Here is a 26512-nt window from a genome sequence, read left to right on the forward strand (position 1 = left end):
CGAGATCCCGTACGCCGCCTCGGGGGCGAGCTACAGGGGCGAGTCCGGGCGTCCAGGAATCGGTGGACGGATTCCGTCGTGCTCGCCACGAAGGAGTCACGGGTCCGGTCGGAGACCAGGTCCAGGGACAGGTACGGGTTGAGGTCCTCCAGCTCGACGAGGAGCAACGCGCCTTCCCGGGTACGGCAGGCGTCCACACGCTGGATGCCGTGGTCGAGGGTGTTCCAGTCGATGAAGGGCCGGGCGAAGTCCAGGTCGGCGTCGGTGGGCTCGTAGGGCTCAAGGACCCAGCGCCGCTCGGGGTCGGGGGCGTGGAGGGCGTACTGGAACGCGTCGTCGACATAGTAGAAGGACACTTCGTAGCGGAAGTCGATGCGCGGCTGGACCAGGATGTCGCCGTAGGCGAGGCCGTCGAGCCGCTCGCGAGGCACGAAGGCCAGGCCTATGGAGTCCGCGCCCACCTTCGGCTTGACCGCGTACTGGCCGGCCTCGGGGAGCAGGTGCAGGTCCTCGGCCCGGTCGACGGTGGGGATGACCGGGTGTCCCGCGGCGGTCAGCTCCAGCAGGTACTGCTTGCCGGCCATGTCGCCGCGGCCGGTCAACGGGTTGTAGATCCGGATGCCGCCGGCCGTGGCCCGCTCCCGGAAGGCCTCGTACTCCTTCTGGTAGTGCAGCACGGGCCCACTGTTGCGGACCACGACCACATCGAAGGCGTCCATCAGTGCGGCGGCGTCCAGCGGGTGGCACAGGGCGATGTCGAAGTCGTCGCGCAGTCGGGAGGTCAGGAAGATGTCCTCGTCGCAGTAGCGCCGCCCCCGGGCCGGGTAGGCGAGATCGGTCACGTACAGAGCTCTACGGCGGTCCGGCATCGCACATCTCCTTAGGCGGTGCGACAAACCTACCCATCCCGCAGGGCACGCCTCGGGCAGGCGCGTGGTCGTGGGCCGCCGACTCACTCAGGCCTGATGCCGGAGGACGCGGGCACTGTCCCATCGGCCACACCTGGACCTACAATCGAACTCGTGTACGAATATGTGTCTCGCCAGGATCATCGGCGCAGCAACCGCGATCGGCTGGTCCGGCGGCTGCGCCGCACCGACGACACCAGCGCCTCCGCCACCCCCACGCCCGCCACCGATACAGACACCGCCCGCGGTGCGCTGTGAACCGCGAACAGTCGCCACCCGAAGGCGAGAGCACCGCGCCCATCGTCGTGCACCGCGCGGCGGGCACCGGCGGCCGCCGGGTGTCGATCCGCGCCCGGTTCGCCGGCCTCGCGCACAGCGACGCCGACCTGATCGAGTTCCTGCGCCGCGCGGGCCTGCCGGACGCGTGGGAGCTCCTGGACGATCCGCACTGGGTGGACTGGCAGGACGGCCGACCGCACGAATACGGCACGGACTGACATCGGCCCGGACATACGTCAGGGGCTCGCCGTCCAGTTGGACGACGAGCCCCTCGTACCGCAAAACCGCAGACCGCGAGCCTCGGTGTCGGCTCCCGACGAACAGCTACCGACGATCAGCTACCGACGAACAGCACCAGCAGCAGCCACACCACGGGAGCCGTGGGCAGCAGCGAGTCCAGGCGGTCCATGATGCCGCCGTGCCCCGGCAGCAAGGTGCCCATGTCCTTGATGCCCAGGTCGCGCTTGATCATCGACTCGCCGAGGTCGCCGAGCGTGGCGCTGGCCGCGACCGCGAGGCCGATGATCAGGCCCTGCCACCAGGTGCCGTCGTCGATGAGGAACTGCATGCACAGCGCGCCCGCCACCATGGCGAAGGCGAGCGCGCCCAGCAGGCCCTCGCGGGTCTTGCCGGGGCTGATGCGCGGGGCGAGCTTGTGCTTGCCGAAGCGCCAGCCGACGGCGTACGCGCCCGTGTCGCTGACCACGGCCAGCAGCAGGAACGTGAGCACCCGTCGCGCACCGTCGTCCGCGGTGAGCATCATCGCCACGAATGTGGCGAGGAACGGGATGTAGAAAGCGGCGAAGACTCCCGCGGTGACGTCCTTGAGGTACCCCTCGGGCGGTTCCGTCATCCGCCAGACCAGGACCGCGAGCGCGGTGAGCGCCATCGCCACCCATGCACCCTCGGCGCCCCGGACGTATCCGGCGACGACCATCGCGGCACCGCCGACCGCCAGCGGCACGAGCGGCGCCTTGATGGCCTTCTGCTCCGCGAGCCGCGACGTGAGTTCCCAGAGGCCGACCACGACGGCGACCGCTATCACGCCGACGAAGGCGGCCTTGACGACGAACAGCGACGCGACGATCACCGCACCGAGCGCGACCCCGACCCCTATGGCAGCGCCCAGGTCGCGGCCCGCGCTCTTCTTCTGCGGCGCGGGTGCGGGCTGTGCGGCGCTGGACATGGGCTCCTGCGGATTCTGCGACTGGTGGGACGGCACCTGAGAGGCCGGATCCTGGTGCGGCGGCGTCCGAGGCGTCTCGTCGCGGAACAGGGGACCGCCCGTCCGAGCAGCCCCCCGGTCGTCATCCTGGTCTCCGCCATGCGCGGGTACGTCGGGCACGATGGGCATGGGGCGAGTCTGCTGCGCGTCGTGCGCATCGTAGGCGGGACCCGCCGGGGCAGCCCCCTGGACAGGCCCCTGGTCGGACGGCCCCCAGTACCCGGCTTGTGGCGGCGCCCCCCAGGAAGAGTCGTTCATCAGACCTCGAGCAGCTCTGCTTCCTTGTGCTTGAGCAGCTCGTCCACCTGGGCGACGTACTTCGCGGTGGTGTCGTCGAGCTCCTTCTCCGCACGGCGGCCCTCGTCCTCGCCGACCTCGCCGTCCTTGATCAGCTTGTCGATGGCGTCCTTGGCCTTGCGGCGGACGGAGCGGATCGAGATCTTGGAGTCCTCGGCCTTGGTGCGGGCGACCTTGATGTAGTCCTTGCGGCGCTCCTCCGTCAGCTCGGGGAACACCACCCGGATGATATTGCCGTCGTTGCTCGGGTTGACGCCGAGGTCGGAGTCACGGATCGCCTGCTCGATGTTGCGCAGCGCGCTCTTGTCGAACGGGGTCACCACGGCCATGCGCGGCTCGGGCACCGAGAACGAGGCCAGTTGGTTGATCGGCGTCAGCGCGCCGTAGTAGTCCGCCACGATCTTGTTGAACATCGCCGGGTGCGCACGACCGGTGCGGATCGCGGCGAAGTCCTCCTTGGCGACCACGACGGCCTTCTCCATCTTCTCCTCGGCCTCGAGGAGGGTCTCTTCGATCACCACTTGCTCCTGCGTGTCTTGAGTAGGCCCGGCTGCGGTTCCTTGGCGGGTAGGCGGCCGGCTGCGTCGCGTCTTATTCCTGCACGGTTCCCGACCGGCAGGACATTGTCCATCCCCCGGTCAGGCCCGACTGCCCTGGTCACCCACGAGCGTGCCGATCTTCTCACCCTTGACCGCCCGCGCGATATTGCCCTCGGCCAGAAGCTCGAAGACGAGGATCGGGAGCTTGTTGTCGCGGCACAGGGTGATCGCGGTCATGTCGGCGACCTTGAGGTCGCGGGTGATGACCTCGCCGTAGCTGAGCGAGTCGAACTTGACCGCTTCGGGGTTGGTCTTCGGGTCGGAGTCGTAGACCCCGTCCACACCGTTCTTGCCCATCAGCAGAGCCTCGGCGTCGATCTCCAGGGCGCGCTGGGCGGCGGTGGTGTCGGTGGAGAAGTACGGCATGCCCATGCCCGCACCGAAGATGACCACGCGGCCCTTCTCCAGGTGCCGCACGGCCCGCAGCGGGATGTACGGCTCGGCGACCTGCCCCATGGTGATGGCGGTCTGCACGCGCGAGTCGATGCCCTCCTTCTCCAGGAAGTCCTGGAGGGCCAGGCAGTTCATGACGGTGCCGAGCATGCCCATGTAGTCGGAGCGGGCCCGGTCCATGCCGCGCTGCTGGAGTTCGGCGCCGCGGAAGAAGTTGCCGCCGCCGATGACGACGGCGATCTGGGCACCGCCGCGGACCACCGCGGCGATCTCCCGGGCCATTTTGTGCACCACGTCGGGGTCGACGCCGAGTGCCCCGCCACCGGCGAAAGCCTCGCCGGAAAGCTTCAGCAGGAAGCGGCCGGCGCCCTTGCCGGTGTCGCTCTTTTCGTCCTTGTCGGCCTTGGTGGTGGTCATGGAGATCTCGCCTCTTCTACGTGTCCCACATACAAAGGAGGCCATTGCCGGTGGGGTGTCGGTAGCAACCCATGCGCGGCAATGGCCTCCTCGTCAGATCTGCTGTCGACCGTCACGCATGCGCGTGGCGGCATACGCAACCAAGACGGACGACTGCTGTCGACCCTATCGGGGTCGCGCGTCGATCGCGGTACGGATCAGATGCCGACCTTGATGCGTACGAAACGCTTCAGGGTGACACCGGCCTCGTCCAGGATCTTCTGGACGGACTTCTTCTGGTCGAGCGCGTACGGCTGACCGAGAAGGGTGGCTTCCTTGAAGAAGCCGTTGACGCGACCCTCGACGATCTTCGGGAGGGCGGCCTCGGGCTTGCCCTCGGCGCGGGTGGTCTCCTCGGCGACGCGACGCTCGGACTCGACGACCTCGGCCGGAACGTCCTCACGGGAGAGGTACTTCGGCGCGAAGGCGGCGATGTGCTGCGCGATGCCCTTGGCGAGGTCGGCGTCGGCCTTGTCCAGCTCGACCAGGACACCGATCTGCGGGGGCAGGTCGGGCATGGTGCGGTGCATGTACGAGCCGACGTAGGCGCCGGAGAACTGCGCGAAGCGGTCCAGGACGATCTTCTCGCCCAGGTTGGCGTTGGCCTCGTCGACGTACGCCTGGACCGTCTTTCCGGCCTCGATCTCGGACGCGAGCAGCGCCTCGAGGTCGGCCGGGGAGGTCTTGGTGACGTGCTCGGCGATCGTGTTGGCGACGGCCTGGAACCTCTCGCCCTTGGCGACGAAGTCCGTCTCGCACTTCAGCTCGACCAGGACGCCGGAGGTGTTGTCGTCGGCGATGATGGAGACCACGGCGCCGTTCTCGGCGGAGCGGCCCTCGCGCTTGGCGACGCCCTTCTGGCCCTTGATGCGCAGCGCCTCGACGGCCTTGTCGACGTTGCCGTCGGCCTCGTCCAGGGCCTTCTTGCAGTCCATCATGCCGGCGCCGGTGAGCTCGCGGAGCTTCTTGACGTCAGCGGCGGTGTAGTTCGCCATGATCTGTGAATCTCTTCTCGGAGTTCGAAGTCTCGAAGTCGGCGTCCGCCGCTGATCGGGCGGGCGTCCACCGAAGATCTACGGTCTGGGGGTGAACGGCGGGCGGCGCCCTTGGCACCGCCCGCCGTCACTCAACCGTGACGCTGGTTCGTCAGGCCTGCTCGGCCTCGGCCGGCTTCTCGGCCTCGGCAGCGGGGGCTTCGGCGACGGGAGCCTCGGCAGCGGCAGCGGCCGGAGCCTCGGCCTCGGCGGCCGCGGGGGCCTCCTCGGCGGCAGGGGCCTCAGCAGCAGGCGCCTCGGCGGGAGCCTCGTCGGCCTTCTTCTCGCCACCCTCGAGCAGGTCGCGCTCCCACGCGGCGAGCGGCTCGCCCGCGGCCTTGTCACCCTCGGCGGCCTTGCCGGCACCGGAACGGGAGATGAGGCCCTCGGCGACGGCGTCGGCGATCACGCGGGTGAGCAGGGTGACGGAGCGGATCGCGTCGTCGTTGCCCGGGATCTTGTAGTCGACCTCGTCGGGGTCGCAGTTCGTGTCGAGGATGGCGACGACCGGGATGTTGAGCTTCCGGGCCTCGCCGACCGCGATGTGCTCCTTCTTGGTGTCCACGATCCAGACGGCGCTGGGAACCTTGGACATCTCGCGGATACCACCGAGGGTCTTCTCCAGCTTGGCCTTCTCGCGCGAGAGCACGAGAAGCTCCTTCTTGGTGAGACCGGACGCGGCGACGTCCTCGAAGTCGATCTGCTCAAGCTCCTTGAGGCGCTGCAGACGCTTGTAGACGGTGGAGAAGTTGGTGAGCATGCCGCCCAGCCAGCGCTGGTTGACGTAGGGCATGCCGACGCGGGTGGCCTGCTCGGCGATGGCCTCCTGCGCCTGCTTCTTCGTACCGACGAACATGACCGTGCCGCCGTGGGCGACGGTCTCCTTGACGAACTCGTAGGCGCGGTCGATGTACGACAGCGACTGGAGCAGGTCGATGATGTAGATGCCGTTGCGCTCCGTGAAGATGAATCGCTTCATCTTCGGGTTCCAACGACGGGTCTGGTGACCGAAGTGGACGCCGCTTTCCAGCAGCTCCCGCATCGTGACGACGGCCATGGCCGTTCTCCTTGAGTTTCTCGGTTGTGCCGCGCGTGCCGGACGGCACTCGCGCCTGACGCCCGCGATGCGCCTTGCCCGCTAGGGACCGAGAGGCGCTGACACCGGCTGTTTGAGGGCCTGGTGTCGGGGCGTGCGAAGTCGACCCGGTGACCCGGATCGCCACAAGAAGTGTACGGGACCCACGAGGTGCCGGGTGACGCCGCTGTCCACAACCGGCCGGTACTCCACAGATCCTGGCCATGATCCACTTTTTTCCGTCCCGCACGGGACCGTTCTCGCATGCGAGAAGACCGATCGATGCGTACGTGGCTGACGTTGCTGCTGGCCGTGATGGTGGCCGTGATGGTGCCCGCCGTGGGCGCCGCTCCCCCTGCGGCGACCGCCCTCGACGGCGATCCCGGCGGCGATCCCGGCGGCGGTCCCGGCGGCGGTTCCGGCGGCGGTTCGCTCCCGGCTCCACCCGCCGTCCCGGCTCCACCCGCCGACACACCGGTGCCGGCCGTCGGCCGCGCCTGGCCGGTGGGCCTGCGTCCGTCGGTGGTACGCGGCTGGGAACCCCCGGCCACCGCCTACGGCCGGGGCCATCGCGGGGTCGACCTCACCGCGGCCCCCGGCGCCCCGGTCCGTGCCGTGGCTCCCGGCCGTGTGTCCTTCGCGGGCCGGGTAGCGGGCCGTGGAGTCGTCTCGGTGGAACTGAACGGCACGGGCGACCCTCCCCTGCGCACGACCTACGAGCCGGTGCGGGCGACGGCGAGGAAGGGCGCGGAGGTGACGGCGGGCGAGGTGATCGGCGTACTGGAACCGACGGGTTCCCACTGCCCGGCGTCCTGCCTGCACTGGGGACTGCGCCGGGCCGACACCTACCTGGACCCCCTGTCCCTGTTGCCGCCCTGGCTGCTCGGCCGGGGCCCGTCACGGCTGCTGCCGGTCATCGGAGTGCCCGAGCCCGAGGTACGGGCCGTGCCCTAGCCCCAGGCCTAGCCCCAGCCCTAGCCCTGGTCCGGTCGGCCGGACGGCGGCGCCTCATGGACCGACCGCCGCGACGGGTACCACTCCGCGCCCACCGGACGGCCCGCCATGTTCCAGCTCCAGGAGACGGTCGGCGTAATGCGCATATACAGCCCCGGGCCGACCATCCCCACACGCTCGACGGGTTCTTCGGCGATGCCGTAGACCCGTACCCCTCGGGCGATGAACGGATCGAGGGACACCAGATCGTCGATGACGAGGGCCACCTCGTGGTGACCGGCCAGGATGTTGCGGAACTTGCGGGTCCCGGCGACCGACGAGCCGCTGCCGCCGACCCAGAAGTGCGTGCCGTCGTACTCGAAGGCGAGCGGGACCACATCGGGCTGCCGGCCATCGGGAGACAGCGTCGCGACGCGGGCGAGCGGCTGTGACCGCAGGTAGGCGATCTCTTCGTCGGTGAACGACATGACAACCTCCGGGCGTACGTGTCGAAAGGGGCGCCGCCCTCCCGGAAGGGAGGGATCCTCCACTCCCATACGAACGGCATCCCACCGATTCGACACCCACCGACACACCTGAAAGACACCCAGACCAGCAGCCGCCGGAGCGACACCGCCCGGCCGTCGCCGGAGGGATCCCGTCCACCGGCGCCGGAGGGATCCTGACCGTCCGAGGCCGGCAGAACCCCGACCGTCGACGCCGGAGGGGTCCCGCCCGCCGGCCCCGGAGGGGCTCAGCCCTGCACGCCCCGCAGGGCCATCGCCACCGCGGCATCGGTGATCACAACGGGATCCTCGGCCGCGCCGATCTCGATCCTGCGCACGGCCGCGTCCACGATCCCCTGGAGGAGCATCGCGGCCATCCGGGGCTGCTCGTGACCGATGTCCCGCAGCGCCTCGACGATCATCGCGACGAGTCCCCCGTGAGCCGCGCGGATCTTCTCGCGCGCACCCGCGTCGAGTTCGCTCGCGGAGATCGCCACAACGGCCCGGTGACGCCGGTCGCCGACGAGGCCCAGCTGCTGGCGGACGTACGCCTCGACCTTGCCCTCGGGTGTCCCGGCCAGCGCCATCGCCGCCTCGACCTCGGCCGCCCATACCGGGAAGTCGACCTCGCAGAGCTCTTCGACGACGGCCGCCCGCGACCGGAAGTACTCGTACACGGAGGACCGCGCCAGACCCGTCCGCTCGGCCAGTGCCGGGAACGTCAGCGCCTCCGTCCCGCCCTCGGACAGCAGTGACCGTGCCGCGTCCAGCAGGGCGGCTCGCTGCATCGACCGGTGCTCGGCCACGGAGGCCGCTCGAATCCTTGGCACGCTCCCACTTTACGGATGCCCCGCCCAAGACGGGAGACTCTCGCCCGTCAGGGCTTGATCCCTGGGTCCCCGGCCGGAAGAAGTCCCACTTCAGAGGCGTTGCGGCGGGCAGCATCCGACTTCACCGCACGCGCCCCCGCAGGGCGCCGCCCCGCGCCGGAGGCAGGGACGCTTCAGCGAGATCAGCGACTGCGGAACCGAGATCAGGGTCCGAGGGAACGAGGTCAGCGACCGAAACTCGCCAGCTTGGCGCGCAGCTGGAGGACGGACTTGGTGTGGATCTGGCTGACCCGGCTCTCCGTCACACCGAGGACATTGCCGATCTCGGCGAGCGTGAGCCCCTCGTAGTAGTAGAGCGTGACGACGGTCTTCTCGCGCTCGGGCAGTGTGTTGATGGCACGTGCCAGGAAGCGCCGCAGTTCCCGGTCCTCGGCGACCTCCACGGGATTGTCGGCCGCGGTGTCCTCAAGGGTGTCCATCAGGCTCAGCCGGTCGCCGCCCTCACCGCCGACATGCAGCAGCTCCTCCAGGGCCACCACGTTCGCCAGCGACAACTGGCTGAACACCGCATGCAGTTCGTCGACCGCGATGCCCATTTCACCGGCCACCTCGCACTCCGACGGCGTACGCCGCAGCCGTGCCTCCAGCGTCGCGTAGGCCCGCTCGACGTTGCGGGCCTTCTGCCGCACGGACCGCGGGATCCAGTCCAGCGCCCTCAGCTCGTCGATCATGGCGCCCCGGATCCGCGTGATCGCGTACGTCTCGAACTTGATCTCCCGCTCGATGTCGAACTTCTCGATGGCGTCGATCAGCCCGAACACTCCCGACGAGACAAAGTCCGCCTGCTCCACATTGGGCGGTAGCCCCACACTCACCCGGCCCGCGACGTACTTCACCAGCGGCGAGTAGTGCAGGATCAGCTGCTCGCGCAGTCGCTCGTCGCCCGTGGTCTTGTACGACCTCCACAGCTCGTCGAGCGTCGAGGGGGCGGGCGGCCGCACGCCGCCGCGGGCAGCGGAGGGAACAGCCGCCCGGTCAGACCCGGAGGTGTGCTGGGGCATTCGTCGCCTTGTGCCGTTCTGCCGTGAACTGGGGGTGTCTGAGTGAGCTGTCGGTCTGATGTCGAGTTGCCTGTCTGAGTCGGAATCCTTGTGAGCGTAGCGTGACTGGAGCGTCGCAGTGCGCGAAGGGCGAGGGATCCACCGTGCGCAGATACGTTCCGCTGCGCGCCCCTCAGGGGCACGACCGTCGCCGTGCGTAATCGCCGTGGAGCGCCAACTACGGGAACTGCCAAGGGTTTCGGGGGGTCGCCCGGACGGCCGAACACTCTCGGTCAGCATCGCCCCCGATCCATGTCGACGGAGATAGTGGCCTGGCGTGTCAACTTCCAGCCGTCGCCGTGTCGTTCGACGAACCCAAGTGAGCGGAGTTCGTACAGTCTCGCGACCGCGTCGTCCTCCGTCGTCCCGGCGCCCCTGGCGGTGTCCTGCGGCGACGCGGTCCCGTGGGCCGGCAGCGCGGCCAGCACACGGGCGGCGGCGGGGTCCAGGAGGTCGCGCGGCAGCACCGGCCCACGCCGGTCCGGCGCCAGCTCGCCCATGTCGCCGACCAGCTCCGCCACTTCCGCGGCGTCCGTGACCAGCGCCGCGTCCCCGCGCAGCAGTTCGTGCACACCTGCCGAGAGCGCGCTGGTGGCCGGGCCCGGTACCCCTATCGCGTACCGGCCCAACCGCTGGGCGGCCCGGGCGGTGACCAGAGCGCCGCTTCGGTACGCCGCCTCGACGACCACCGTGCCGCGCGTCAACGCCGCGATGACCCTGTTGCGCAGGATGAACCTGCTCGGTGTCGGATGGTCGCCGGGCGGCAACTCACCCACGACCAGTCCCTGTTCGGCGATGCGGGTGATCAGTTGCGTGTGCCCGCGCGGATAGGGCCGGTCGACCCCGCAGGCGAGTACGGCGACGGTGGCCCCGCCCGCGCCGAGAGCACCGCGGTGTGTCGCGCCGTCCACCCCGTAGGCACCCCCGGACACCACGACCCATCCCCGCTCGGCGAGCCCCGCGCCCAGTACGGACGCCATGTGCGCGCCGTACTCGGTGCAGGCCCGTGCGCCCACGACCGCGACCGAGCGCAGCGCCCATATCCGCAGGCTGGGCCGCCCTCGCACCCACAGACCTGTGGGCCGCGCGTCCCCGAGGTCGTCCAGCTGTGCGGGCCATTCGGTGTCCCCCGGGCACACGAACCGCGTCCCGGCGTCCCGGGCCACGGCGAGGTCGCGCTCCGGGTCCGCCCGCTCGGCCCGGGCCCTCAGCCCCGCCCATCGCTTGTCCGTCACGCCCGGCAACTGCTGACCGCCTCCGACGAGCCGCCGGACCACCTCCGCAGCCCCGAGCTCGCGCAGCCACCGTCCGCAGACCTCGTCCCCCGGTTCGACGACGCGCGCCAGGAAGGCCCGGTGGAGCCGCGCGTCGTCCCTGCTGTCCCCACCGTCCCTGCTGTCCCTATCATCTCCTCTGCCCCTGCTGCCTCTGCTGTCCCAGTCATTCCCTCCGCCCCAGCCGTCCCCGCTCACGACAGCGCTCCGATCGCCATGGGCACCCCCCGAGGGACCCCGGTGCGCAGTTGCAGGGCGAGGGCGACGTCCGTCGCGTCGGGCCGGTCGTGTCCCACCAGGTCCGCGACGGTCCAGGCGACGCGCAGGACACGGTCGAGGCCGCGCGCGGTGAGCACGCCGCGCTCCAGACTGCGCTCGGCGTCGTCCATGGCCCCCGGAGAGGCGAACCAACGGCTGCGCAGCTCCCGTCCCGGCACTTCGCTGTTGGTCCGCCAGGGAGTGTCCGTCAGACGGGCCGCGGCCCGCTCCCTGGCTTCCCGCACCCGGTCGGCGACCGTCTCGGTGGATTCGCCCCGCGCACCCCGCTCCGTGAGCTCGGAACGGGTGACGCGGTCCACCTCGACCCGCAGATCGACCCGGTCGAGCAGTGGTCCGGAGAGCCGTGCCTGGTAGCGGCGGATCGCGGAGGACGGGCACTCGCACAGGCTGTCCCGCTGCGAGAAGCGGCCGCAGGGACATGGGTTCGCCGCGAGCACCATGAGGAACCGGGCCGGGAAGCGCACGACTCCGGCGCTGCGCGCGATCACCACGTGCCCCGATTCCAAGGGCTGGCGCAGGGCGTCGAGGGCGTGGCTGCTGAATTCGGGTGTCTCGTCGAGGAACAGCACTCCCCGGTGGGAGAGGGACGCCGCGCCCGGCCGTGCGATTCCCTGGCCGCCTCCGACGAGCGCCTGCATGGTCGCCGAGTGGTGCGGTGCGCAGTAGGGCGCGACGTCGACCAGGGGTTTGCCCGGTGGCAGCAGGCCGGCGACCGAGTGGACGGCCGTGACCTCCAGGGACTCGCCGCGGCTGAGCCTCGGCAGGATGGCCGGAAGTCGCTCGGCGAGCATCGTCTTGCCCGCGCCCGGCGGACCTTCGAGGAACAGGTGGTGTCCACCTGCCGCGGCGACCTCCACCGCGGTCCGTGCCGAGTGCTGGCCCACGACGTCGGCCAGGTCGTGTCCGTGGTCGTGCTGCATCGCGCCCATGCTGTGCATGCCCGTGGCCGCGCCCGTCCCCGGCATGCGCAGGCCCGCGAGCAGGGGATCCGGGCGGCCCTGGTCGTCGGGCTCCTCGTCGGGCACCGGTTCGTCCGTGAGGACGGCGATCAGCTGCCGGAGGCTGCGGACGCCGAGCACTGACACCCCGGGCACCAGGGAGGCCTCGGCGGCCGCGCATTCCGGCACCACCACCTGCTCGTATCCCGCGTCCGCCGCGGCCAGCACGGCCGGCAGCACACCCCGGACGGGCCGGACGCGCCCGTCCAGGCCCAGCTCGCCGATCATCACGATGTCGGAGAGCACCCGTGGGTCGATGCGCTCGGAGGCCCCCAGCGCCGCACAGGCGATCGCGAGGTCGAATCCGCTGCCGCTCTTGGGCACCGAGGCCGGGCTGAGGCCCACCGTGAGCTTCTTCTGCGGCCACTCGCCGCCGGAGTTGACCACGGCCGCCCGCACCCGGTCCTTGCTCTCCGTCAGGCTCTTGTCGGGCAGGCCGACCAGGGTGAACGCCGCGACCCCGGGCTCCAGGTCCGCCTGGACCTCGACGACGACGCCCTCCACTCCGACGAGGGCCACCGAGCACGTACGCGCGAATCCCATCAGGCCACCCCCCGCACGTGCTCCACGACGGGGGCGCCGCGGTCGGGCAGCAGGACGCCGACGACGTCGATACGGACGCCGCCGGGTGGAGCTCCTCCGTGTTCCTGCAGCCAGCGCTCGGCGAGGCCGCGCAGCCGCTGCGCCTTGACGGGGGTGACGGCGGCCATCGGGTGCTCGAACGCTCCCGCGCGGCGGGTCTTGACCTCGCAGACGACGAGCGCGTCGCCGTCCCGGGCCACGATGTCGATCTCTCCGGCCCTGCCCGAGCGCCAGTTGCGCCGCAGGACCGTCATTCCCGACTCGGTCAGCCGTCGCGCGGCCAGCTCCTCGCCGTACTTTCCCAGTGCGTTGCGTGCCTTGGACGTCTTCATGTGGGCACCACCTCCGGCACCCACACTGAGCCCGCCGCGGCCCGCTAGTGGATCTTGGTGGACGACCACTCGGTTGTGGACAACTCAGTCACCCACACGAGTGGCCGTACTCACCTCCGGCCGCTCGGCGACCGTGATCCCTCAGCTGCTCGGCAGTTCGAGATCGCTCTTGTTGAGCTCCTCGATGTTCACGTCCTTGAATGTCAGGACGCGCACTTGCTTCACGAACCGAGCAGGCCGGTACATGTCCCACACCCAGGCATCCGCCATGGACACCTCGAAAAACACCTCGCCCTGGACCGAGTGCACCTGCATCTCGTAGTCGTTGGTGAGGTAGAAGCGCCGTTCGGTCTCGATCACGTATTTGAACAGACCGACGACATCGCGGTACTCCCGGTAGAGCTTCAGCTCCATCTCGGTCTCGTACTTCTCGAGGTCCTCGGCGCTCATGGCATGTTCCCCTTCAGCCGTGCGTCCCCCTATTGTGCGCCAGCCCCGCGAGCCCCTAGACGATTTCCGTGTCGAGGGTCTCGGGACCGGCCGGGGGCCCTTCGTCGAGCAGCCTGCGCAGCAGCTCGGCGAGTCTGGTCGGATACACCGTCTCATGTGCCTGGTTAAGTTCCTGGCACGTCCACCAGCGCGCTCCGGCGACACTGCGCCGTTCCAGCTCGGTCAGTCCCGTGGCCTTGGGCACCTCCTCCCGCGTATCCGCCGTCCGGGCCAGGTAGTACCACTCGTCCTGGTCCCAGCGGCGCCCCGCGAACGGGAACGAACAGGTCCGCCGCCACAGCACCGGGCCCAGCTCGACCTCGGTGATACCGACCTCCTCCGCGAGTTCCCTCAGGGCGGCCTCTTCTCGCGTCTCGTCGCCCTCCACGCCGCCGCCCGGTGTGAACCACCAGTCGTCGGACGGGTCCTCGGGTTCATGGCCGTGGAGCAACAGGATGCGGTCCTGCGGGTCGAGCAGCACCACCCGGGCGACCTTCCGCAGCTCCCCGAGTTCGTCGGGCCCGGGAAGCGGCCTTCCGCCCACGCCGCCGGGCCTGGGGACCGCCCGCTCGCCCGTGCTCGCGGACTCGGCAGGCAGCCGCTCGCCCGCGCTTCCGGAATCCGCGGCCGAGGCCGAGTCCGGCCGCTCGCCCGCTCCCTGCGGCGCCTCAGCCCGCAAGAGCCTGCTCCCTCGTCCCGGTGCGGCTGCGCCGACGCTCCGCCCGCTTGGCGATCGGACCGTACGCCCCTCCGCCGAGGACGAGTACCGCGCCGACCACGATCGCCGTGAGGACCAGGCGCAGGGGCCCCGGCTCGGAGATGGCGCCGAGGGTCTCGAAGTTGGTGGGCCGGGCCAGCATGCCGTTCATGGGCCAGGCCACGGCGTCGACGCGGGCGTCCACCGAGCTGCGCGGCACCGTGCCGCTGCCGGCCTCCGTGAGGTGGGCGGTGGAGTCGAGGGAGCCGCTGCGCTCGTCGCCGAGCAGGAAGAGCCTGCCCTCGGGAACCTTGATGGCCGGGATCGTGGTCGCCTCGGCCGCGCTGCCCTTGGGGAGATACGGTTCGTCGATCTTCTTGCCGTTGACGGTCAGCTTGTTCTCTGTGCAGCAGGCGACGGTGTCCCCGCCCACGGCCACGACACGCTTGACCATGGGCATGTTGCCCCAGCTGGCCTGCTTGAAGACGACGACGTCACCGCGCGCGACGTCGGAGCCGTCGATCCGCTCGGCGAGCACCCGGTCGCCGGCCGTGATGGTCGGGGACATCGAGTCGGTCGGCACGGTGTACGGCTGGTAGACGATCGCGCCCCAGGCGAAACCGCCGAGGAAGAGCACACAGCCGAGGGCCATGGCGACTCCCGACAGCTTGCTGCCGAGCCGTCCATGGCCCTCGTCCGTACGACTTGTCCCGCTCATCCCAGTGCTCCCCCAACTCGGAGAATCGACCCCGCGGCCCAGGTGCGGGCCGCGGAAGATCGGCGATCTGGGACGGCACCCTACCCGGCGGTACCCGGCCCAGAAACCCTGGCGTTCGCGACGGTGAGACGGCGCCTGCGCCACAGCACCAGCGGCACCGCGCCCGCGAGCCCGAGCGCGCCCGGAGCGGCGGCGCTGAGGTCCTGGTCGAAGGTGTCCGGCACCGGCAGCGTGGACCAGCGGGTGGGCGGCCAGGCGACGACGATGGCACGGCCCACGACGTTGTCCACGGGCACGAAGCCCTTGTACTTGTCCTGCTGGTGGTAGCGGGAGTCCAGCGAGTTCTGCCGGTGGTCACCCATGACCCAGATTTTGCCTTCGGGTACCTTCACCTTGAACTGGCCCCCGAGGTCGTCCACGGTGCACGGGGTGTTCCCCGGGTACACGTAGGAGGACTCGTTCAGCGCCTTGCCGTTGACCTTCAGCGGGCCGGTGCCCTTGCACTCGATCGTGTCGCCGGCGACGCCGATGACGCGCTTGATGAGGTCCTTCTCCTCGGCGGACGGCATCAGGCCGATCCAACTGAGGCCCTTCTGGATCGCGTTCGGGTTCGGCGTGGGCTCACCCGCCAGCCACTTGTCGGGGTCGTGGAAGACCACGACCTCGCCGCGCTCGGGCTCCGAACCGAACCATGGGGTCAGCTTGTCGACCAGGACGCGGTCACCCTGCTGGAGGGTGTTCTGCATCGAGTCCGAGGGGATCGAGAACGCCTGGACCAGGAAGGTCTTGATCAGCAGCGCGAGAACGAGCGCGATACCGATGAGCAGCGGGAGTTCTTTCCAGAAGGACCGCGGTTTCTTCGGCTGCGGGGCGGTTCCGTCGCCGTCCCGCTCGTGCCTGCCTCCATCACCACCGGAGTCACCACCGTTGTCACCTCCGGCGGTTACGTCGTCCTCTGCGGCCGGGGGGACCGACTCTTCGGGTCGTTCCGGTCGCTCCTCGGGGCCCTCGTGTCCGGACCGTGCGCCGACCGCCAAATCCCCCACATCCACTCCTCACTCCGTGCCGCCGCCTGCGACGAATGCGACGCAGGCCCACCACTCCCATAACGAGCGGGAGTTCCGCAGGGATCGGGAGCGGGATCAATCCGTATCGATCCGCGGTGGCCACCCTATGCGACGCGCCGAGCACAACGCCCGCCCCACCGGGCGCGTCGGGCACGGAGGCATACGTTTCCGGCTCGTTGAGCCGGCTCCAGTGACCGATGGGCCAGGCGATGACCATGGCGCGGCCCACGACGTCCTCGGAGATGGTTCCGTTGTACTTCTCGGTGCGGTGGTAGCGGGAGTCGGCGGAGTTGGAGCGGTGGTCGCCCATGACCCACAGGCGCCCCTCGGGCACCTTCACCTCGAAGTTGAGCGACGAGGGTTTGTCGCCGGGGTTGATGTAGGGCTCGTTGAGCGGCATGCCGTTGACGGTCACGCGGCCCTGGGTGTCACAGCACTTGACGGTGTCGCCGCCGACCGCGACGACCCGCTTGATCAGGTCCCGTTCGTTGTCGGAGGGCAGCAGGCCGATGAAGGTCAGCACCTCCTTGACCTGCTTGACGACGATGGGGTCGTCCGCCTTCGCCACCGGCTGCTCGTCCTCCAGCCATCCGCCGGGGTCCTTGAACACGACGACGTCGCCGCGCTCGGGCTTCGAGCCGAACCACGGCGTGAGCTTGTCGACCAGGACGCGGTCGCCGATCCGGATCGTCTGCTCCATGGAGCCCGACGGGATCACGAAGGCCTGGACGAGGAACGTCTTCAGGACGAGCGCTATGAGCAGGGCGACCCCTATCAGAAGGGGTATCTCCTTGATCGCCGAACGCTGTCTGCGCCGCTTGACCCTGCGGGCGAGCTTGCGCCGCTCGGCCCGGCCGGGCAGGACTGGGCCGCCGGTACGTCGGCTACCGGTGGGCAGGAGGTCCTCGGCGGCGCTGCGGGCGCTGCGGGGCTTGCCGCGGTTACCCATGGACACCGTCCGCGGTGTTCGGACCGCTCGACGCCGGAGTGCTGGGCCCGCTCGACGCCGGGGCGCCGGGCCCTGTGGCGGCGGGCACGCGCGCGTAGCCGTCGGCGCGCCCCAGGCGGGTCCAGTGGCCGAGGGGCCAGGCGATCCAGTCGGCTCTGCCGATCACGTCGTCGAGGGGGATCATGCCGCCGCCCGGCGAGCCCAGGTGGTCGCGGGAGTCGCTGGAGTCACCACGGTGGTCGCCGAGGACGAACAGAGTGCCGTCGGGCACCGCGACGTCGAAGGACACCTCTGACGGCTTGTCGCCCGGGAACAGAAACGTCGACTCGTCGACCGACCGGCCGTTCACCTCGATCCTCCCCTGCCTGTCGCAGCAGACCACATGGTCTCCCCCCACGCCGACGACACGCTTGATGTAGTCGGCGTCGCCGAAGTAACCGGTGCCGTCGAACACGACGACGTCACCGCGCCTCGGCTCAGCACCGAAACGGTACGCCAACTTATTTACGAGAACGCGGTCCCCGATCCTCAATCCGGGCTCCATCGAGCCACTGGGAATCTGGAACGGCTGGATTACGAAGCGGCTGAGCAGCAACAGAAAAAACAGACAGAACAGCACGGTCAGGGTGATCCGGCCCCCGGGCAGCCGGTCCGCCAACGCGAAACGCGACCGTTCCTCCGTCCCCTCTGTGTCCGAGATCTCCTCGGATCCGGCGGGGTGGGAGGAGCGGTCGCGCTCCGTGTGCTGTGCTTCGGCGTCCATCGGGGCCAGATGCTATCCGGCCCTCATACGGAGCCCGGCGCGAGTGCTCAGTTGTCGCGCTTCTCCTTGATCTTCGCGGCCTTGCCGCGCAGGTCACGGAGGTAGTAGAGCTTCGCGCGACGCACGTCGCCGCGGGTGACGAGCTCGATCTTCTCGACGATCGGGGTGTGCACCGGGAAGGTGCGCTCGACGCCGACGGAGAACGAGACCTTGCGGACCGTGAAGGTCTCGCGGACACCGGCGCCCTGGCGACGGATGACTACGCCCTTGAACTGCTGCACACGGGAGCGGTTGCCCTCGATGACGCGGACGTGGACGTTGACGGTGTCACCCGGGCGGAAGGCCGGGACGTCGCTGCGCAGCGACGCGGCGTCGACTGAGTCGAGCAGGTGAGACATGATCGTCTGCTTTCTTCGCCGATGCCACAGGTCATCAACGGAAGTCGGTGTTCCATAAGGGAGGCCGTGCGGGTCGGGGCGGGCGTCGTGTCCCCCTGTGGCAGGGGCGCACGCCGGACGACGTACAGCAGCCGCCTATTCTTCCACGGCCTCCGGCCTGCGCCAAAATCGGCCGTCGGGGCCGGGCTGCCAGCCGAGGATGGAGAGCATTTCGCGGTCCTTCTTGTCGAAGGCCGCGGGGTCGCAACGCTCGATGAGGTCCGGCCTGTTGGCCGTCGTGCGCTTCAGGGCCTCGTCCCGCCGCCAGCGGGCGATCTTCCCGTGGTGGCCGCTGAGCAGCACGTCCGGGATCCCGCGGCCGCGCCACTGGGGCGGCTTCGTGAAGACGGGCCCCTCCAGGAGGTTGGCCATGGCTCCCGGCGCGAAGGAGTCGTCCCGGTGCGACTCGACGTTGCCGAGGACACCGGGCAGCAGCCGGGCCACGGCCTCCGTGACGACCAGGACGGCCGCCTCGCCGCCGGCCAGCACGTAGTCACCGATGGACACCTCGTAGACGGGCATACGGGTCGCGTACTCGTCGATGACCCGCCGGTCGATGCCCTCGTAGCGGGCGGGCGTGAAGACCAGCCAGGGGCGCTCGGAGAGCTCGACGGCGAGCTCCTGGTTGAACGGGCGCCCGCTGGGCGTCGGGACGACCAGGACGGGCCCGTGGGAGCCCGTCTCGTAGCCCTCCGCGAGGACGGAGTCCAGTGCGTCGCCCCAGGGATCGGTCTTCATGACCATGCCGGGGCCGCCGCCGTACGGGGTGTCGTCGACCGTGTTGTGCCGGTCGTACGTCCACTGCCGAAGATCATGCACGTGCACATTCAGCTGTCCACGCGCGCGTGCCTTGCCGACGAGCGAGACGTTCAGGGGTTCCAGGTACTCGGGGAAGATCGTGAGGACGTCGAGCCGCATTACGCCTCGTCTCCCGCGGAGGTGTTCTCGGCATCCTTTGAGGAGTTCCCGGTGTCCCTGGAGGAGGCGATTTCCGCCCGGTCGTCGATCAGTCCGGGCGGCGGGTCGATGACCGCCCGCTGCTTCTCCAGGTCGATGTCGACGACGATCTCCTCGACGAACGGGATCAGCACCTCGGTCCCGTCGGCCCGCTCGACCACGAAGAGGTCCTGCGAGGGCAGGTGCGAGATCTCGGTGATCCGTCCGACCTCGGTGCCGTCCTCCAGGACGACGTCCAGGTCCATGAGCTGGTGGTCGTAGTACTCGTCCGGGTCCTCGGGCTTGTCGTCCGGGTCGACCTCGGCGATCAGCAGGGTGTTGCGCAGCGCCTCGGCGCCGTTGCGGTCGCGTACGCCCGCGAAGCGCAGCAGGAGGCGGCCGCTGTGCACCCGCCCCGTCTCGATGGTCAGCGGACCGGCCGAGGCGGGGTCCGTGGCCAGGACGGCGCCGGGTGCGAGCCGCAGCTCCGGCTCGTCGGTACGTACCTCGACGGTGACCTCGCCCTTGATGCCATGGGCGCGGCCCACCCGCGCGACTACCAGCTGCACTTGCCTGATCTCCTGTCGTGTGGCTACGGCATTGCCGCGTAGACGACTACGGGCCGGGGACGGCCCAATGGCCCTCCCCGGCCCGAGCCGGTGCTGCGTTTTACGTCAGCGGACGTGGTCCACGTCGACGAGGTCGACACGGACGCCGCGGCCGCCGATGGCGCCCACGACGGTGCGCAGGGCGCGTGCGGTGCGGCCGTTGCGGCCGATCACCTTACCGAGGTCGTCGGGGTGCACCCGGACCTCGAGAACGCGTCCGCGACGCAGGTTGCGCGAGGCGACCTGCACATCGTCCGGGTTGTCGACGATGCCCTTCACGAGGTGCTCGAGAGCCTCCTCGAGCATGCTCAGGCCTCGGTCGACGCGGACTCGGCGGAAGCCTCGTCCTTCTTCTCAGCCTTCTTCTTCTGGGTGATGGCCTCACCCTTGCCCTCGTCGTCGCCGCCCAGGGCGTCGAACAACGGGCGCGCGGCCTTCGGCTCGGCCACGAGCAGCGGCGCCGGGGCGGGCTCGCCCTTGTACTTCTGCCAGTCGCCGGTCAGCTTGAGGATGGCGAGGACGGGCTCGGTCGGCTGCGCGCCGACACCCAGCCAGTACTGCGCACGCTCGGAGTCGACCTCGATGCGCGAGGGGTTCTGCACCGGGTGGTACAGACCGATCTCCTCGATGGCCCGGCCGTCACGGCGGGTACGGGAGTCGGCTACGACGATGCGGTAGTGAGGCGAACGGATCTTGCCCAGACGCTTCAGCTTGATCTTGACTGCCACTGGAGTGGTGTCTCCTGGTCTTGACGTGGTTGGGCACGACGAAATTGCCGCGTGGGGTTGCGGTACCCGAGTGCCCGATGGACGCGTCAGCCGGAGGAGAGAGGGGTCCTGTGCGGCTGTCGAGTACAGCTGGCCATTCTGCCACACCCTGACCGGGGCCTCGACCCGGGCAGCGCATGACCGGCCCGCGGCACGATCGGGCCCCACGCGGGTGTCGCCGTCGAGGTGGGCCGCTGCGCAATCCGGCACCCACGAGATGCCACTGCGCTCTCCCGCACACCCCGGCGGCACGACGGCCCGCCGCTACGACGACTGTCCACTCAACCCGCTGCGGCGCCGACCACCTCCGGGATGCGGAACGCCTTCCCGCACCCTCCGCACACGATCGGCGCCTGGGCGAGGACCGACGGGACGACGCGGACGTTGCGCCCGCAGTCGCACACGGCCTTCACGCGCACGCCTCCTCCGGAGGAGCCGTGCCGGGCGGCCGGGCCCCGGAAGCTGCGGGCCGTGTCCGCGGCGGTCGCGACCGTGTGCGCCTTGAGGGCGCGCTGCAGCCGCTCGATCGTCGGGCGGTAGCGCCGCTTCGCCTCGGGGTTGAGCGTGACCAGCGAGAAGCCACTGCTGGGATGCGGCTCCTCGGGGTGGTCCAGGCCCAGCTCCTCGGCGATCGCGAGGAATCTGCGGTTGTGGTACCGGCCGGCGCGGGAGGTGTCTCGGACACCTCGGGCGGCGGCGATGCCATGGACTGCTTCGTGAAGCAGTCGCTCGAAGGAGAGCTCGTGCCCGCAGGCGGACGACGACTCTCCGATCAGGGACTCTGGCGCGGCAAGATCGGGCAGCTCGGGGTGGTGCCGCTGAATGTCGGCCCACGCCCCTGCCAGCTCTGCGGCGAGAACAGGTGGTGTCGTGCTCACGTAATGACAACGAGCCGGGGTGCCTCTGTGTTCCTATTCCGGGGCATCCCAAATAATTTGCACGTACCCGTCAGTTGCCGCTGATGCGTCCTGACGAGGGCGGGTGCGCTGATCTGCGGAGAAGCCTCACAGTTCACACCTAGCCGGTACGTAGTGACTCGTACGCCCCGGCCTGTAGACGGTGTCCGCGCGCCGGGGCACCTGCGGTCATCAGATGCGCAAGAGGCGTTTCGGTCCTTCTCGCGGCGGAATGCCGGGGCTCAGTAGGCGCGGGCCACGACTGCGACGTTACCGGGTGCGTCATCGCTCGCGGGCACCGACCCGTCTTCCGCGACCAGACACCGTACGGTCACCGCGTGGGCCGCGAGCTCGGCCTCGCCCTCTTCGCCGAGGGTGGCCCAGGGGATGCGCGCCCATCCGCCGGCGACGGCGGCCTCGACGGCCTCCCCGATCGTCGACACCTCGGACGTCCGGGACTCCCGCCGCTCGCGCGACTGCGTCAGCAGCAGGGCCTGGTCCTCTTCGAGAACGGCGGGCAGCAGCCGTACGAGCGAGTCGATCGCCACCGGCTCCTTTCCTCCCCCAGAGCTGAACGCCTGGGAGGTACCCCCACGGATGCGGCGGGCCAGCATCGCGGTGCCGTTCTCCAGGTCACGGGGACCGACCTCGATACGTACGGGCACGCCCTTGAGTTCCCAGTCGACGGCTCGGCGGCCGAACGGGGTGTCCGTGCGGTCGTCGACCCGGACGCGTACGCCCGCCGCCTTCAGCCGGTCGCCGATCTCGTGGACCTTGGCCAGAACCGCATCGTCGCCCTTGATGGCGAGGACGACGGCCTGTACGGGGGCGAGGCGCGGCGGCACCCGCAACCCACTGTCATCACCGTGCGACATGATCAGGCCACCCACCATGCGGGTCGAGGACCCCCAGGAGGTCTGCCAGACGAGCTCCTCCCGGCCCTCCTTGGACAGGTACCGGGTGTTGAAGGCCTTCGCGAAGTTCTGGCCCAACTCATGGCTGGTGCCCATCTGCAGGGCCTTGCCGTCACCCATCATCGCTTCGAGGGTGAGGGTGTTGACGGCTCCGGCGAACCGCTCAACCGGCGTCTTCCGCCCCAGCACCACATCGATGCCCAGGACGTTCACCATGAAGTCGGCGTACACCTTCTCGTGGATGTGCGCGGCGTAGTCCCGGGCGTCCTCGTACGTGGCGTGGGCCGTGTGTCCTTCCTGCCAAAGGAATTCCGTCGTACGGAGGAACACGCGCGGGCGCATCTCCCAACGGACCACGTTCGCCCACTGGTTGATCAGCAGCGGGAGGTCGCGGTAGCTCTGCACCCACTTGGAGAAGTAGTCGTTGACGATCGTCTCGGAGGTGGGGCGGACGACGACCGGCTCGTCCAGCTCCTTGCCTCCGGCGTGCGTGACGACGGCGAGCTCGGGCGCGAAGCCCTCGACGTGCTCGGCCTCCTTCGTCAGGTACGACTGCGGGATGAAGAGCGGGAAGTACGCGTTCTGGGCACCCGCCTCCTTGATCCGGGCGTCCATCTCCTGCTGCATCCGCTCCCACAGCCCGTAGCCGTACGGCCTGATGACCATCGTGCCGCGCACCGGACCGTTGTCGGCCAGTTCGGCCTTGTTGATCAGATCCTGGTACCAGCGGGGGAAATCCTCGGCCCTGGGCGTGAGGACGGGTGCCTTTGCCATGGCGCGATGGTACGGGCACATGTTGCCGGTATGTGAATTTTTACGGCGCGCGCCGGTGGCGCACAAACCGGGCTCCATAACCCCTGGACGCCACGACGAGCGCGGAGTTTCCTGGCATACGGGGGCGGAGTGCGCGCGCACTGCACGGGGGCGGAGAAACGGGGCACAAGAATCAACTCTCGGCGGATTGGGGCGCTTTCGATGACACCTACGCTCGTGCGGCATCACCTACCTCACGCGGGGACTGCGCCCCGGGTGGATCCGTGGGCACGCGCGCGTGACTGGGCCGAGATTCAGGAGCGGATGCTCGTCCCGCTCTACGAGGCCGTGTACGAGCGGCTCGAAGTGGGCTCTGCCACCCGGTTGTTGGGGCTCGGCTGCGGATCCGGTCTCGCGCTGCTGATGGCGGCCTCCCGAGGTGCCGGGGTCACCGGTGTCGATGCCGGCACGCCCGAGCGGCTGGCTCTCGCGCGCGAGCGGTTACTGCCAGAGGCGTGGGGCACGCGTGCGCGTGCCGGGACTCGGCTGGTCGACGGTGAGCCGGCGGACCTCGCGTCCGGCGCGGGTGACTCGGGGACGGCCGCGTACAACCTGGTGACGGCCTTCGAGCCGATCGGGTGTGCGGGCGGGGACTCCGAAGGGCTGGGTGAGTTGCTGGCGGGGGCGCGTCCTCTTGTGGGGCGGGGGGTTCCTGTGGTGCTCGCGGGGTGGGGGCCGCCCGAGCGGTGCGCGACCGCCTCGGTGCTGCGGGTCGCCACGAAGCTGGCTGATCCGCTGCGGGGGGCGGGGAGTTGGCGGCCTGCCCTTCGGGACGATCTGGAGGAGGTCGCTCAGCGGGCCGGGCTTCGGCCCGACGGGTCGGGGCGGGTTGCCTGTCCCTTCGGGTACGCCGATGTGGACAACGCGGTGCGGGGGTTGCTCTCCACGGGGCTGTTCGACGCTGCCGTCGCGGCGACGGATCAGGCCCAGGTCGACAAGGAGCTCCGCGAGGCCCTGCATCCCCACAAGCGCCGTGACGGGACGGTGTGGATGCCGAACATCTTCCGCTACCTGATCGCGCGTACGCCCTGACCCGAACTCCCCTCGCCCCCGCCGCCCCTACCCATTCCCGTCCCCTGGGGGCTCCGCCCCCAGACCCCCGCATCGCGCTGCCGCGCTCGTCCTCAAACGCCGGACGGGCTGTGGTGTCGGCCCGGGCTGCGAAGTCTTTAGCCCCTCCGGCGTTTGAGGAGCGGGGGTTCGGGGGCGGAGCCCCCGAGGAAGGGACGGGAATGGGTAGGGGCGGCGGGGGCGAGAAAAGTGGGTCTCAGTCGTCCTTCGTCAGGCGTGTGACCCCCGCGACGCGATACGCGTCCGCCTCCTCCAGGGTCTCGTTCTCCAGTAGCGCCGCCGCGAGGGCGTCCAGTTGGGCGCGATGGGCGCGGAGCTTGCCGCACGCCTCCTCGTAGCACTCGTCCACGATCCGCCGCATCTCGTGCTCGATCGTGTCGAGGGTCTCCGGCGCGGCGGAGAGCCCGTACGCCTGCTGGGCGTCGCCCGGAAGCGCGGAGAGGCGGCCGACGCGTTCGCTCATGCCCCAGCGCGCGACCATGCCCCGGACGATGTTGGTGACCTGCTCCAGATCGTTCTCGGAGCCGGTCGTGACCACGTCGAAGACGACGTGTTCCGCCGCCATGCCACCCAGGGCCCCGATGATCCGCCCGCGCAGGTACTCCTCCGTGTACGCGTACCGATCGGCGTCAGGGGTGGACAGCGTGACCCCCAGCGCCCGCCCGCGCGGCACGATGGTGACCTTGCGGACCGGATCGGCACCGGGTTGCAGCATGCCGAGAAGCGCGTGCCCACTCTCGTGGTAGGCCGTGCGGCGGCGTTCCTCCTCCGGCATGACCAGCGGCCGTTCCGCGCCCAGCTGCACCTTCTCCAGCGCCTCGGACAGGTCGCTCCGGGTGACCTGGGACTGCTTGCGTTTCACCGCAAGGAGCGCCCCCTCGTTCGCCAGGTTGGCCAGCTCCGCGCCGGTCATGCCCGGCGTCGTACGGGCGATCTGGCCGAGGTCGACATCGGGCGCGAGCGGGATCTCCCGGGTGTGGATCTCCAGGATCGCCTCACGGCCGGCGCGGTCGGGAGGCGAGACGTTGACGACCCGGTCGAAGCGCCCGGGCCGGGTCAGCGCGGGGTCCAGGACGTCGGCCCGGTTCGTCGCCGCGATGACGATCACGCCCTCGGAGCCGGAGAAGCCGTCCATCTCGGTGAGGATCTGGTTCAGCGTCTGCTCGCGCTCGTCGTGGCCGCCCATGCCGGAGCCGCCGGCCCGCGCCCGCCCGATGGTGTCGATCTCGTCGATGAAGATGATCGACGGAGCCACCTTGCGGGCCTCCGCGAACAGCTCCCGCACGCGCGAGGCGCCGACGCCCACGATCATCTCGATGAACTCCGAGGCGGAGGCCGAGAAGAACGGCACTCCCGCCTCCCCGGCGACCGCCCGCGCGAGCAGCGTCTTGCCGGTCCCGGGCGCACCCGCGAGCAGCACCCCGCGTGGCATCTTCGCGCCCATCCTGCGGTAGGCGTCCGGGTTCTTCAGGAAGTCGACCACGTCGTTGAGCTCGCCCTCGACCTCGTCGATACCGGCCACGTCCGCGAACGTCGTGCGCTCGGCGCCGGGCTGCAGCTCGACCGGCTTGGGCGGCGCCTTGCGGCCGAGCATGCCGCCGGCGCCGCCGAGACCCGTCCTCATCCGCCGGGCGATGAAGATCCACAGGACGACCAGCAGCAGCATCGGTGCCAGCGAGATCAGCAGGTTCGACAGGAGGCTGCGCTGCTGGACCACCGGCTCGGCCGTCACGGTGACGTCGTGCTTGTCCAGCTGTTCCCAGAGCTGGTCGTCGGCGAAGACCGGGCGCTGGGTCTTGAACCTGGTGTACTTCCCGTCGTCCTCGGGGTTGTCCTGGGCCTTCTTGAGCTGGCCCTGGATGGCGTCGCCCTTGGAGTAGATCTTGGTGACGTTGCCGTCGTCGACCTGCTTGCTGAACTCCGTGTACGAGATCGTCGGTTCGTCGCCCTCGTTGAAGAGGGACAGCCCGAGGTAGCAGATGAGGAAGACGACCAGGGCGGTGAGGGCCAGGCTCCACCAGCCGCCGCGCATCCGCCTCCCACCACCGGGCGACGGCTTCGGCGGCTCCTCCTCCGGAGTGCCCTCGGAGCGCCACGGCCGGTCGGGGGCCTTGCGCGGCGGCACAGGGTTGCTCATATGCGGACGTTACGACACGAAGGCCGCGCCAGCATGCGCACAGAGGGCGGGCACCGACGCCCGAGGCCCGGCAGCCCAAGGCCCAAGGCCCAACGCCCAACGCCCAACGCCCAACGCCCAACGCCCAACGCCCAACGCCCAACGCCCAAC

The 26512-nt window shown here is 69.9% G+C and carries 29 protein-coding genes and 1 pseudogene; 4 read left to right on the forward strand and 26 right to left on the reverse strand.

Annotated elements, in window-relative coordinates:
* Positions 1-47 precede the first annotated feature (47 nt).
* Positions 48-869, reverse strand: a pseudogene (locus ACZ5VQ_RS33730) (ATP-grasp domain-containing protein); the annotation flags it as partial.
* A gap of 153 nt (positions 870-1022) precedes the next feature.
* On the opposite strand from ACZ5VQ_RS33730, the gene ACZ5VQ_RS33735 reads away from it, so the two are divergent.
* Positions 1023-1166, forward strand: coding sequence for a hypothetical protein (locus ACZ5VQ_RS33735; RefSeq protein WP_469108281.1), 144 nt, complete (start codon positions 1023-1025; stop codon positions 1164-1166).
* Complete coding sequence (locus ACZ5VQ_RS33740) at positions 1163-1405, forward strand: hypothetical protein (RefSeq protein ID WP_469108282.1); 243 nt, start codon at positions 1163-1165, stop codon at positions 1403-1405. Before ACZ5VQ_RS33735 ends, ACZ5VQ_RS33740 begins: the two co-directional genes overlap by 4 nt.
* Positions 1406-1521: 116 nt before the next feature.
* Here the strand turns inward: ACZ5VQ_RS33740 and ACZ5VQ_RS33745 are convergent, their stop codons facing one another.
* The 5 genes from ACZ5VQ_RS33745 to rpsB form a co-directional block, all read right to left on the reverse strand.
* Positions 1522-2670: a phosphatidate cytidylyltransferase gene (locus ACZ5VQ_RS33745; protein ID WP_469108283.1), complete on the reverse strand. Its 1149-nt coding sequence runs from the start codon at positions 2668-2670 to the stop codon at positions 1522-1524.
* Entirely contained in the window at positions 2670-3227 is a 558-nt protein-coding gene (frr, locus tag ACZ5VQ_RS33750) for a ribosome recycling factor (protein ID WP_037741929.1), read from the reverse strand. Before frr ends, ACZ5VQ_RS33745 begins: the two co-directional genes overlap by 1 nt.
* Positions 3228-3347: 120 nt before the next feature.
* Positions 3348-4118 (reverse strand): UMP kinase, encoded by a 771-nt coding sequence (gene pyrH / locus ACZ5VQ_RS33755; RefSeq protein ID WP_055614582.1) that lies wholly within the window; start codon positions 4116-4118, stop codon positions 3348-3350.
* 197 nt (positions 4119-4315) lie between these two features.
* Positions 4316-5152: a translation elongation factor Ts gene (gene tsf / locus ACZ5VQ_RS33760; protein WP_143640679.1), complete on the reverse strand. Its 837-nt coding sequence runs from the start codon at positions 5150-5152 to the stop codon at positions 4316-4318.
* A gap of 151 nt (positions 5153-5303) precedes the next feature.
* Complete coding sequence (gene rpsB / locus ACZ5VQ_RS33765; RefSeq protein ID WP_469108284.1) at positions 5304-6248, reverse strand: 30S ribosomal protein S2; 945 nt, start codon at positions 6246-6248, stop codon at positions 5304-5306.
* 282 nt (positions 6249-6530) lie between these two features.
* On the opposite strand from rpsB, the gene ACZ5VQ_RS33770 reads away from it, so the two are divergent.
* A complete protein-coding gene (locus ACZ5VQ_RS33770; RefSeq protein ID WP_469108285.1) occupies positions 6531-7220 on the forward strand; it encodes a murein hydrolase activator EnvC family protein in 690 nt (229 codons plus the stop codon).
* A gap of 20 nt (positions 7221-7240) precedes the next feature.
* Here the strand turns inward: ACZ5VQ_RS33770 and ACZ5VQ_RS33775 are convergent, their stop codons facing one another.
* From ACZ5VQ_RS33775 to proS, 19 genes are all read right to left on the reverse strand, one after another.
* Entirely contained in the window at positions 7241-7687 is a 447-nt protein-coding gene (locus ACZ5VQ_RS33775) for a PPOX class F420-dependent oxidoreductase (protein ID WP_362086955.1), read from the reverse strand.
* Between the two features lie 266 nt (positions 7688-7953).
* Positions 7954-8511: a TetR/AcrR family transcriptional regulator gene (locus tag ACZ5VQ_RS33780; RefSeq protein ID WP_190232323.1), complete on the reverse strand. Its 558-nt coding sequence runs from the start codon at positions 8509-8511 to the stop codon at positions 7954-7956.
* 248 nt (positions 8512-8759) lie between these two features.
* On the reverse strand, positions 8760-9596 hold the full coding sequence (whiG, locus tag ACZ5VQ_RS33785; RefSeq protein WP_469108286.1) for an RNA polymerase sigma factor WhiG: 837 nt from the start codon (positions 9594-9596) through the stop codon (positions 8760-8762).
* A gap of 272 nt (positions 9597-9868) precedes the next feature.
* A complete protein-coding gene (gene dprA / locus ACZ5VQ_RS33790) occupies positions 9869-10981 on the reverse strand; it encodes a DNA-processing protein DprA (RefSeq protein ID WP_469108445.1) in 1113 nt (370 codons plus the stop codon).
* Positions 10982-11103: 122 nt separating this feature from the next.
* Positions 11104-12729, reverse strand: coding sequence for a YifB family Mg chelatase-like AAA ATPase (locus tag ACZ5VQ_RS33795; protein ID WP_469108287.1), 1626 nt, complete (start codon positions 12727-12729; stop codon positions 11104-11106).
* Positions 12729-13100, reverse strand: coding sequence for a YraN family protein (locus ACZ5VQ_RS33800; protein WP_469108288.1), 372 nt, complete (start codon positions 13098-13100; stop codon positions 12729-12731). Before ACZ5VQ_RS33800 ends, ACZ5VQ_RS33795 begins: the two co-directional genes overlap by 1 nt.
* Positions 13101-13241: 141 nt before the next feature.
* The gene (locus ACZ5VQ_RS33805) at positions 13242-13550 is read right to left on the reverse strand and encodes a DUF2469 domain-containing protein (RefSeq protein ID WP_055510545.1); all 309 of its coding nucleotides are present in this window, start codon (positions 13548-13550) and stop codon (positions 13242-13244) included.
* A gap of 55 nt (positions 13551-13605) precedes the next feature.
* Entirely contained in the window at positions 13606-14133 is a 528-nt protein-coding gene (locus ACZ5VQ_RS33810) for an NUDIX hydrolase (RefSeq protein ID WP_469108446.1), read from the reverse strand.
* Between the two features lie 124 nt (positions 14134-14257).
* Positions 14258-15004, reverse strand: coding sequence for a signal peptidase I (gene lepB, locus ACZ5VQ_RS33815; protein ID WP_469108289.1), 747 nt, complete (start codon positions 15002-15004; stop codon positions 14258-14260).
* 80 nt (positions 15005-15084) lie between these two features.
* Positions 15085-16050: a signal peptidase I gene (gene lepB, locus ACZ5VQ_RS33820; RefSeq protein WP_469108290.1), complete on the reverse strand. Its 966-nt coding sequence runs from the start codon at positions 16048-16050 to the stop codon at positions 15085-15087.
* Positions 15935-17020, reverse strand: coding sequence for a signal peptidase I (lepB, locus tag ACZ5VQ_RS33825; RefSeq protein WP_362086973.1), 1086 nt, complete (start codon positions 17018-17020; stop codon positions 15935-15937). The genes lepB (ACZ5VQ_RS33820) and lepB (ACZ5VQ_RS33825) overlap by 116 nt, the downstream gene beginning before the upstream one ends.
* Positions 17013-17783 carry a signal peptidase I gene (lepB, locus tag ACZ5VQ_RS33830; protein WP_469108291.1) on the reverse strand — a complete coding sequence of 257 codons (771 nt, stop codon included), beginning with the start codon at positions 17781-17783 and terminating at the stop codon, positions 17013-17015. Before lepB (ACZ5VQ_RS33830) ends, lepB (ACZ5VQ_RS33825) begins: the two co-directional genes overlap by 8 nt.
* A 47-nt stretch (positions 17784-17830) precedes the next feature.
* A complete protein-coding gene (gene rplS / locus ACZ5VQ_RS33835; RefSeq protein ID WP_200395634.1) occupies positions 17831-18181 on the reverse strand; it encodes a 50S ribosomal protein L19 in 351 nt (116 codons plus the stop codon).
* Positions 18182-18316: 135 nt separating this feature from the next.
* The gene (gene trmD, locus ACZ5VQ_RS33840) at positions 18317-19138 is read right to left on the reverse strand and encodes a tRNA (guanosine(37)-N1)-methyltransferase TrmD (RefSeq protein ID WP_469108292.1); all 822 of its coding nucleotides are present in this window, start codon (positions 19136-19138) and stop codon (positions 18317-18319) included.
* Positions 19138-19725, reverse strand: a complete 588-nt coding sequence (gene rimM, locus ACZ5VQ_RS33845; RefSeq protein WP_469108293.1) for a ribosome maturation factor RimM — start codon at positions 19723-19725, stop codon at positions 19138-19140. Before rimM ends, trmD begins: the two co-directional genes overlap by 1 nt.
* 105 nt (positions 19726-19830) lie before the next feature.
* Positions 19831-20070 (reverse strand): RNA-binding protein, encoded by a 240-nt coding sequence (locus ACZ5VQ_RS33850; protein ID WP_003973401.1) that lies wholly within the window; start codon positions 20068-20070, stop codon positions 19831-19833.
* Positions 20071-20072: 2 nt separating this feature from the next.
* On the reverse strand, positions 20073-20492 hold the full coding sequence (gene rpsP / locus ACZ5VQ_RS33855) for a 30S ribosomal protein S16 (protein ID WP_469108294.1): 420 nt from the start codon (positions 20490-20492) through the stop codon (positions 20073-20075).
* Positions 20493-20812: 320 nt separating this feature from the next.
* Complete coding sequence (locus tag ACZ5VQ_RS33860; RefSeq protein ID WP_469108295.1) at positions 20813-21409, reverse strand: hypothetical protein; 597 nt, start codon at positions 21407-21409, stop codon at positions 20813-20815.
* Positions 21410-21669: 260 nt separating this feature from the next.
* Positions 21670-23115: a proline--tRNA ligase gene (gene proS, locus ACZ5VQ_RS33865; protein WP_469108296.1), complete on the reverse strand. Its 1446-nt coding sequence runs from the start codon at positions 23113-23115 to the stop codon at positions 21670-21672.
* Positions 23116-23316: 201 nt separating this feature from the next.
* Between proS and ACZ5VQ_RS33870 the strand changes: the two genes are divergently transcribed.
* Positions 23317-24186 (forward strand): SAM-dependent methyltransferase, encoded by an 870-nt coding sequence (locus ACZ5VQ_RS33870; protein WP_469108297.1) that lies wholly within the window; start codon positions 23317-23319, stop codon positions 24184-24186.
* Positions 24187-24421: 235 nt separating this feature from the next.
* Here ACZ5VQ_RS33870 and ftsH read toward each other — a convergent pair whose 3' ends face one another.
* Positions 24422-26362, reverse strand: coding sequence for an ATP-dependent zinc metalloprotease FtsH (gene ftsH / locus ACZ5VQ_RS33875; RefSeq protein ID WP_469108298.1), 1941 nt, complete (start codon positions 26360-26362; stop codon positions 24422-24424).
* Positions 26363-26512 lie beyond the last annotated feature (150 nt).

It is taken from the genome of Streptomyces sp. NPDC033178, assembly GCF_055577685.1.

What these genes read in the sequence shown, in the direction of transcription:
- ftsH (WP_469108298.1), bottom strand. Translation starts at nt 26,362, where the DNA reads ATGAGCAACCCTGTGCCGCCGCGCAAGGCCCCCGACCGGCCGTGGCGC.
- ACZ5VQ_RS33870 (WP_469108297.1), top strand. Translation starts at nt 23,317, where the DNA reads ATGACACCTACGCTCGTGCGGCATCACCTACCTCACGCGGGGACTGCG.
- lepB (WP_469108291.1), bottom strand. Translation starts at nt 17,783, where the DNA reads ATGGACGCCGAAGCACAGCACACGGAGCGCGACCGCTCCTCCCACCCC.
- ACZ5VQ_RS33745 (WP_469108283.1), bottom strand. Translation starts at nt 2,670, where the DNA reads ATGAACGACTCTTCCTGGGGGGCGCCGCCACAAGCCGGGTACTGGGGG.
- rplS (WP_200395634.1), bottom strand. Translation starts at nt 18,181, where the DNA reads ATGTCTCACCTGCTCGACTCAGTCGACGCCGCGTCGCTGCGCAGCGAC.
- proS (WP_469108296.1), bottom strand. Translation starts at nt 23,115, where the DNA reads ATGGCAAAGGCACCCGTCCTCACGCCCAGGGCCGAGGATTTCCCCCGC.
- ACZ5VQ_RS33775 (WP_362086955.1), bottom strand. Translation starts at nt 7,687, where the DNA reads ATGTCGTTCACCGACGAAGAGATCGCCTACCTGCGGTCACAGCCGCTC.
- lepB (WP_469108289.1), bottom strand. Translation starts at nt 15,004, where the DNA reads ATGAGCGGGACAAGTCGTACGGACGAGGGCCATGGACGGCTCGGCAGC.
- ACZ5VQ_RS33770 (WP_469108285.1), top strand. Translation starts at nt 6,531, where the DNA reads ATGCGAGAAGACCGATCGATGCGTACGTGGCTGACGTTGCTGCTGGCC.
- tsf (WP_143640679.1), bottom strand. Translation starts at nt 5,152, where the DNA reads ATGGCGAACTACACCGCCGCTGACGTCAAGAAGCTCCGCGAGCTCACC.
- ACZ5VQ_RS33850 (WP_003973401.1), bottom strand. Translation starts at nt 20,070, where the DNA reads ATGCTCGAGGAGGCTCTCGAGCACCTCGTGAAGGGCATCGTCGACAAC.
- rpsB (WP_469108284.1), bottom strand. Translation starts at nt 6,248, where the DNA reads ATGGCCGTCGTCACGATGCGGGAGCTGCTGGAAAGCGGCGTCCACTTC.
- pyrH (WP_055614582.1), bottom strand. Translation starts at nt 4,118, where the DNA reads ATGACCACCACCAAGGCCGACAAGGACGAAAAGAGCGACACCGGCAAG.
- ACZ5VQ_RS33795 (WP_469108287.1), bottom strand. Translation starts at nt 12,729, where the DNA reads ATGGGATTCGCGCGTACGTGCTCGGTGGCCCTCGTCGGAGTGGAGGGC.
- lepB (WP_362086973.1), bottom strand. Translation starts at nt 17,020, where the DNA reads ATGGGTAACCGCGGCAAGCCCCGCAGCGCCCGCAGCGCCGCCGAGGAC.
- ACZ5VQ_RS33800 (WP_469108288.1), bottom strand. Translation starts at nt 13,100, where the DNA reads ATGAAGACGTCCAAGGCACGCAACGCACTGGGAAAGTACGGCGAGGAG.
- trmD (WP_469108292.1), bottom strand. Translation starts at nt 19,138, where the DNA reads ATGCGGCTCGACGTCCTCACGATCTTCCCCGAGTACCTGGAACCCCTG.
- whiG (WP_469108286.1), bottom strand. Translation starts at nt 9,596, where the DNA reads ATGCCCCAGCACACCTCCGGGTCTGACCGGGCGGCTGTTCCCTCCGCT.
- ACZ5VQ_RS33805 (WP_055510545.1), bottom strand. Translation starts at nt 13,550, where the DNA reads ATGAGCGCCGAGGACCTCGAGAAGTACGAGACCGAGATGGAGCTGAAG.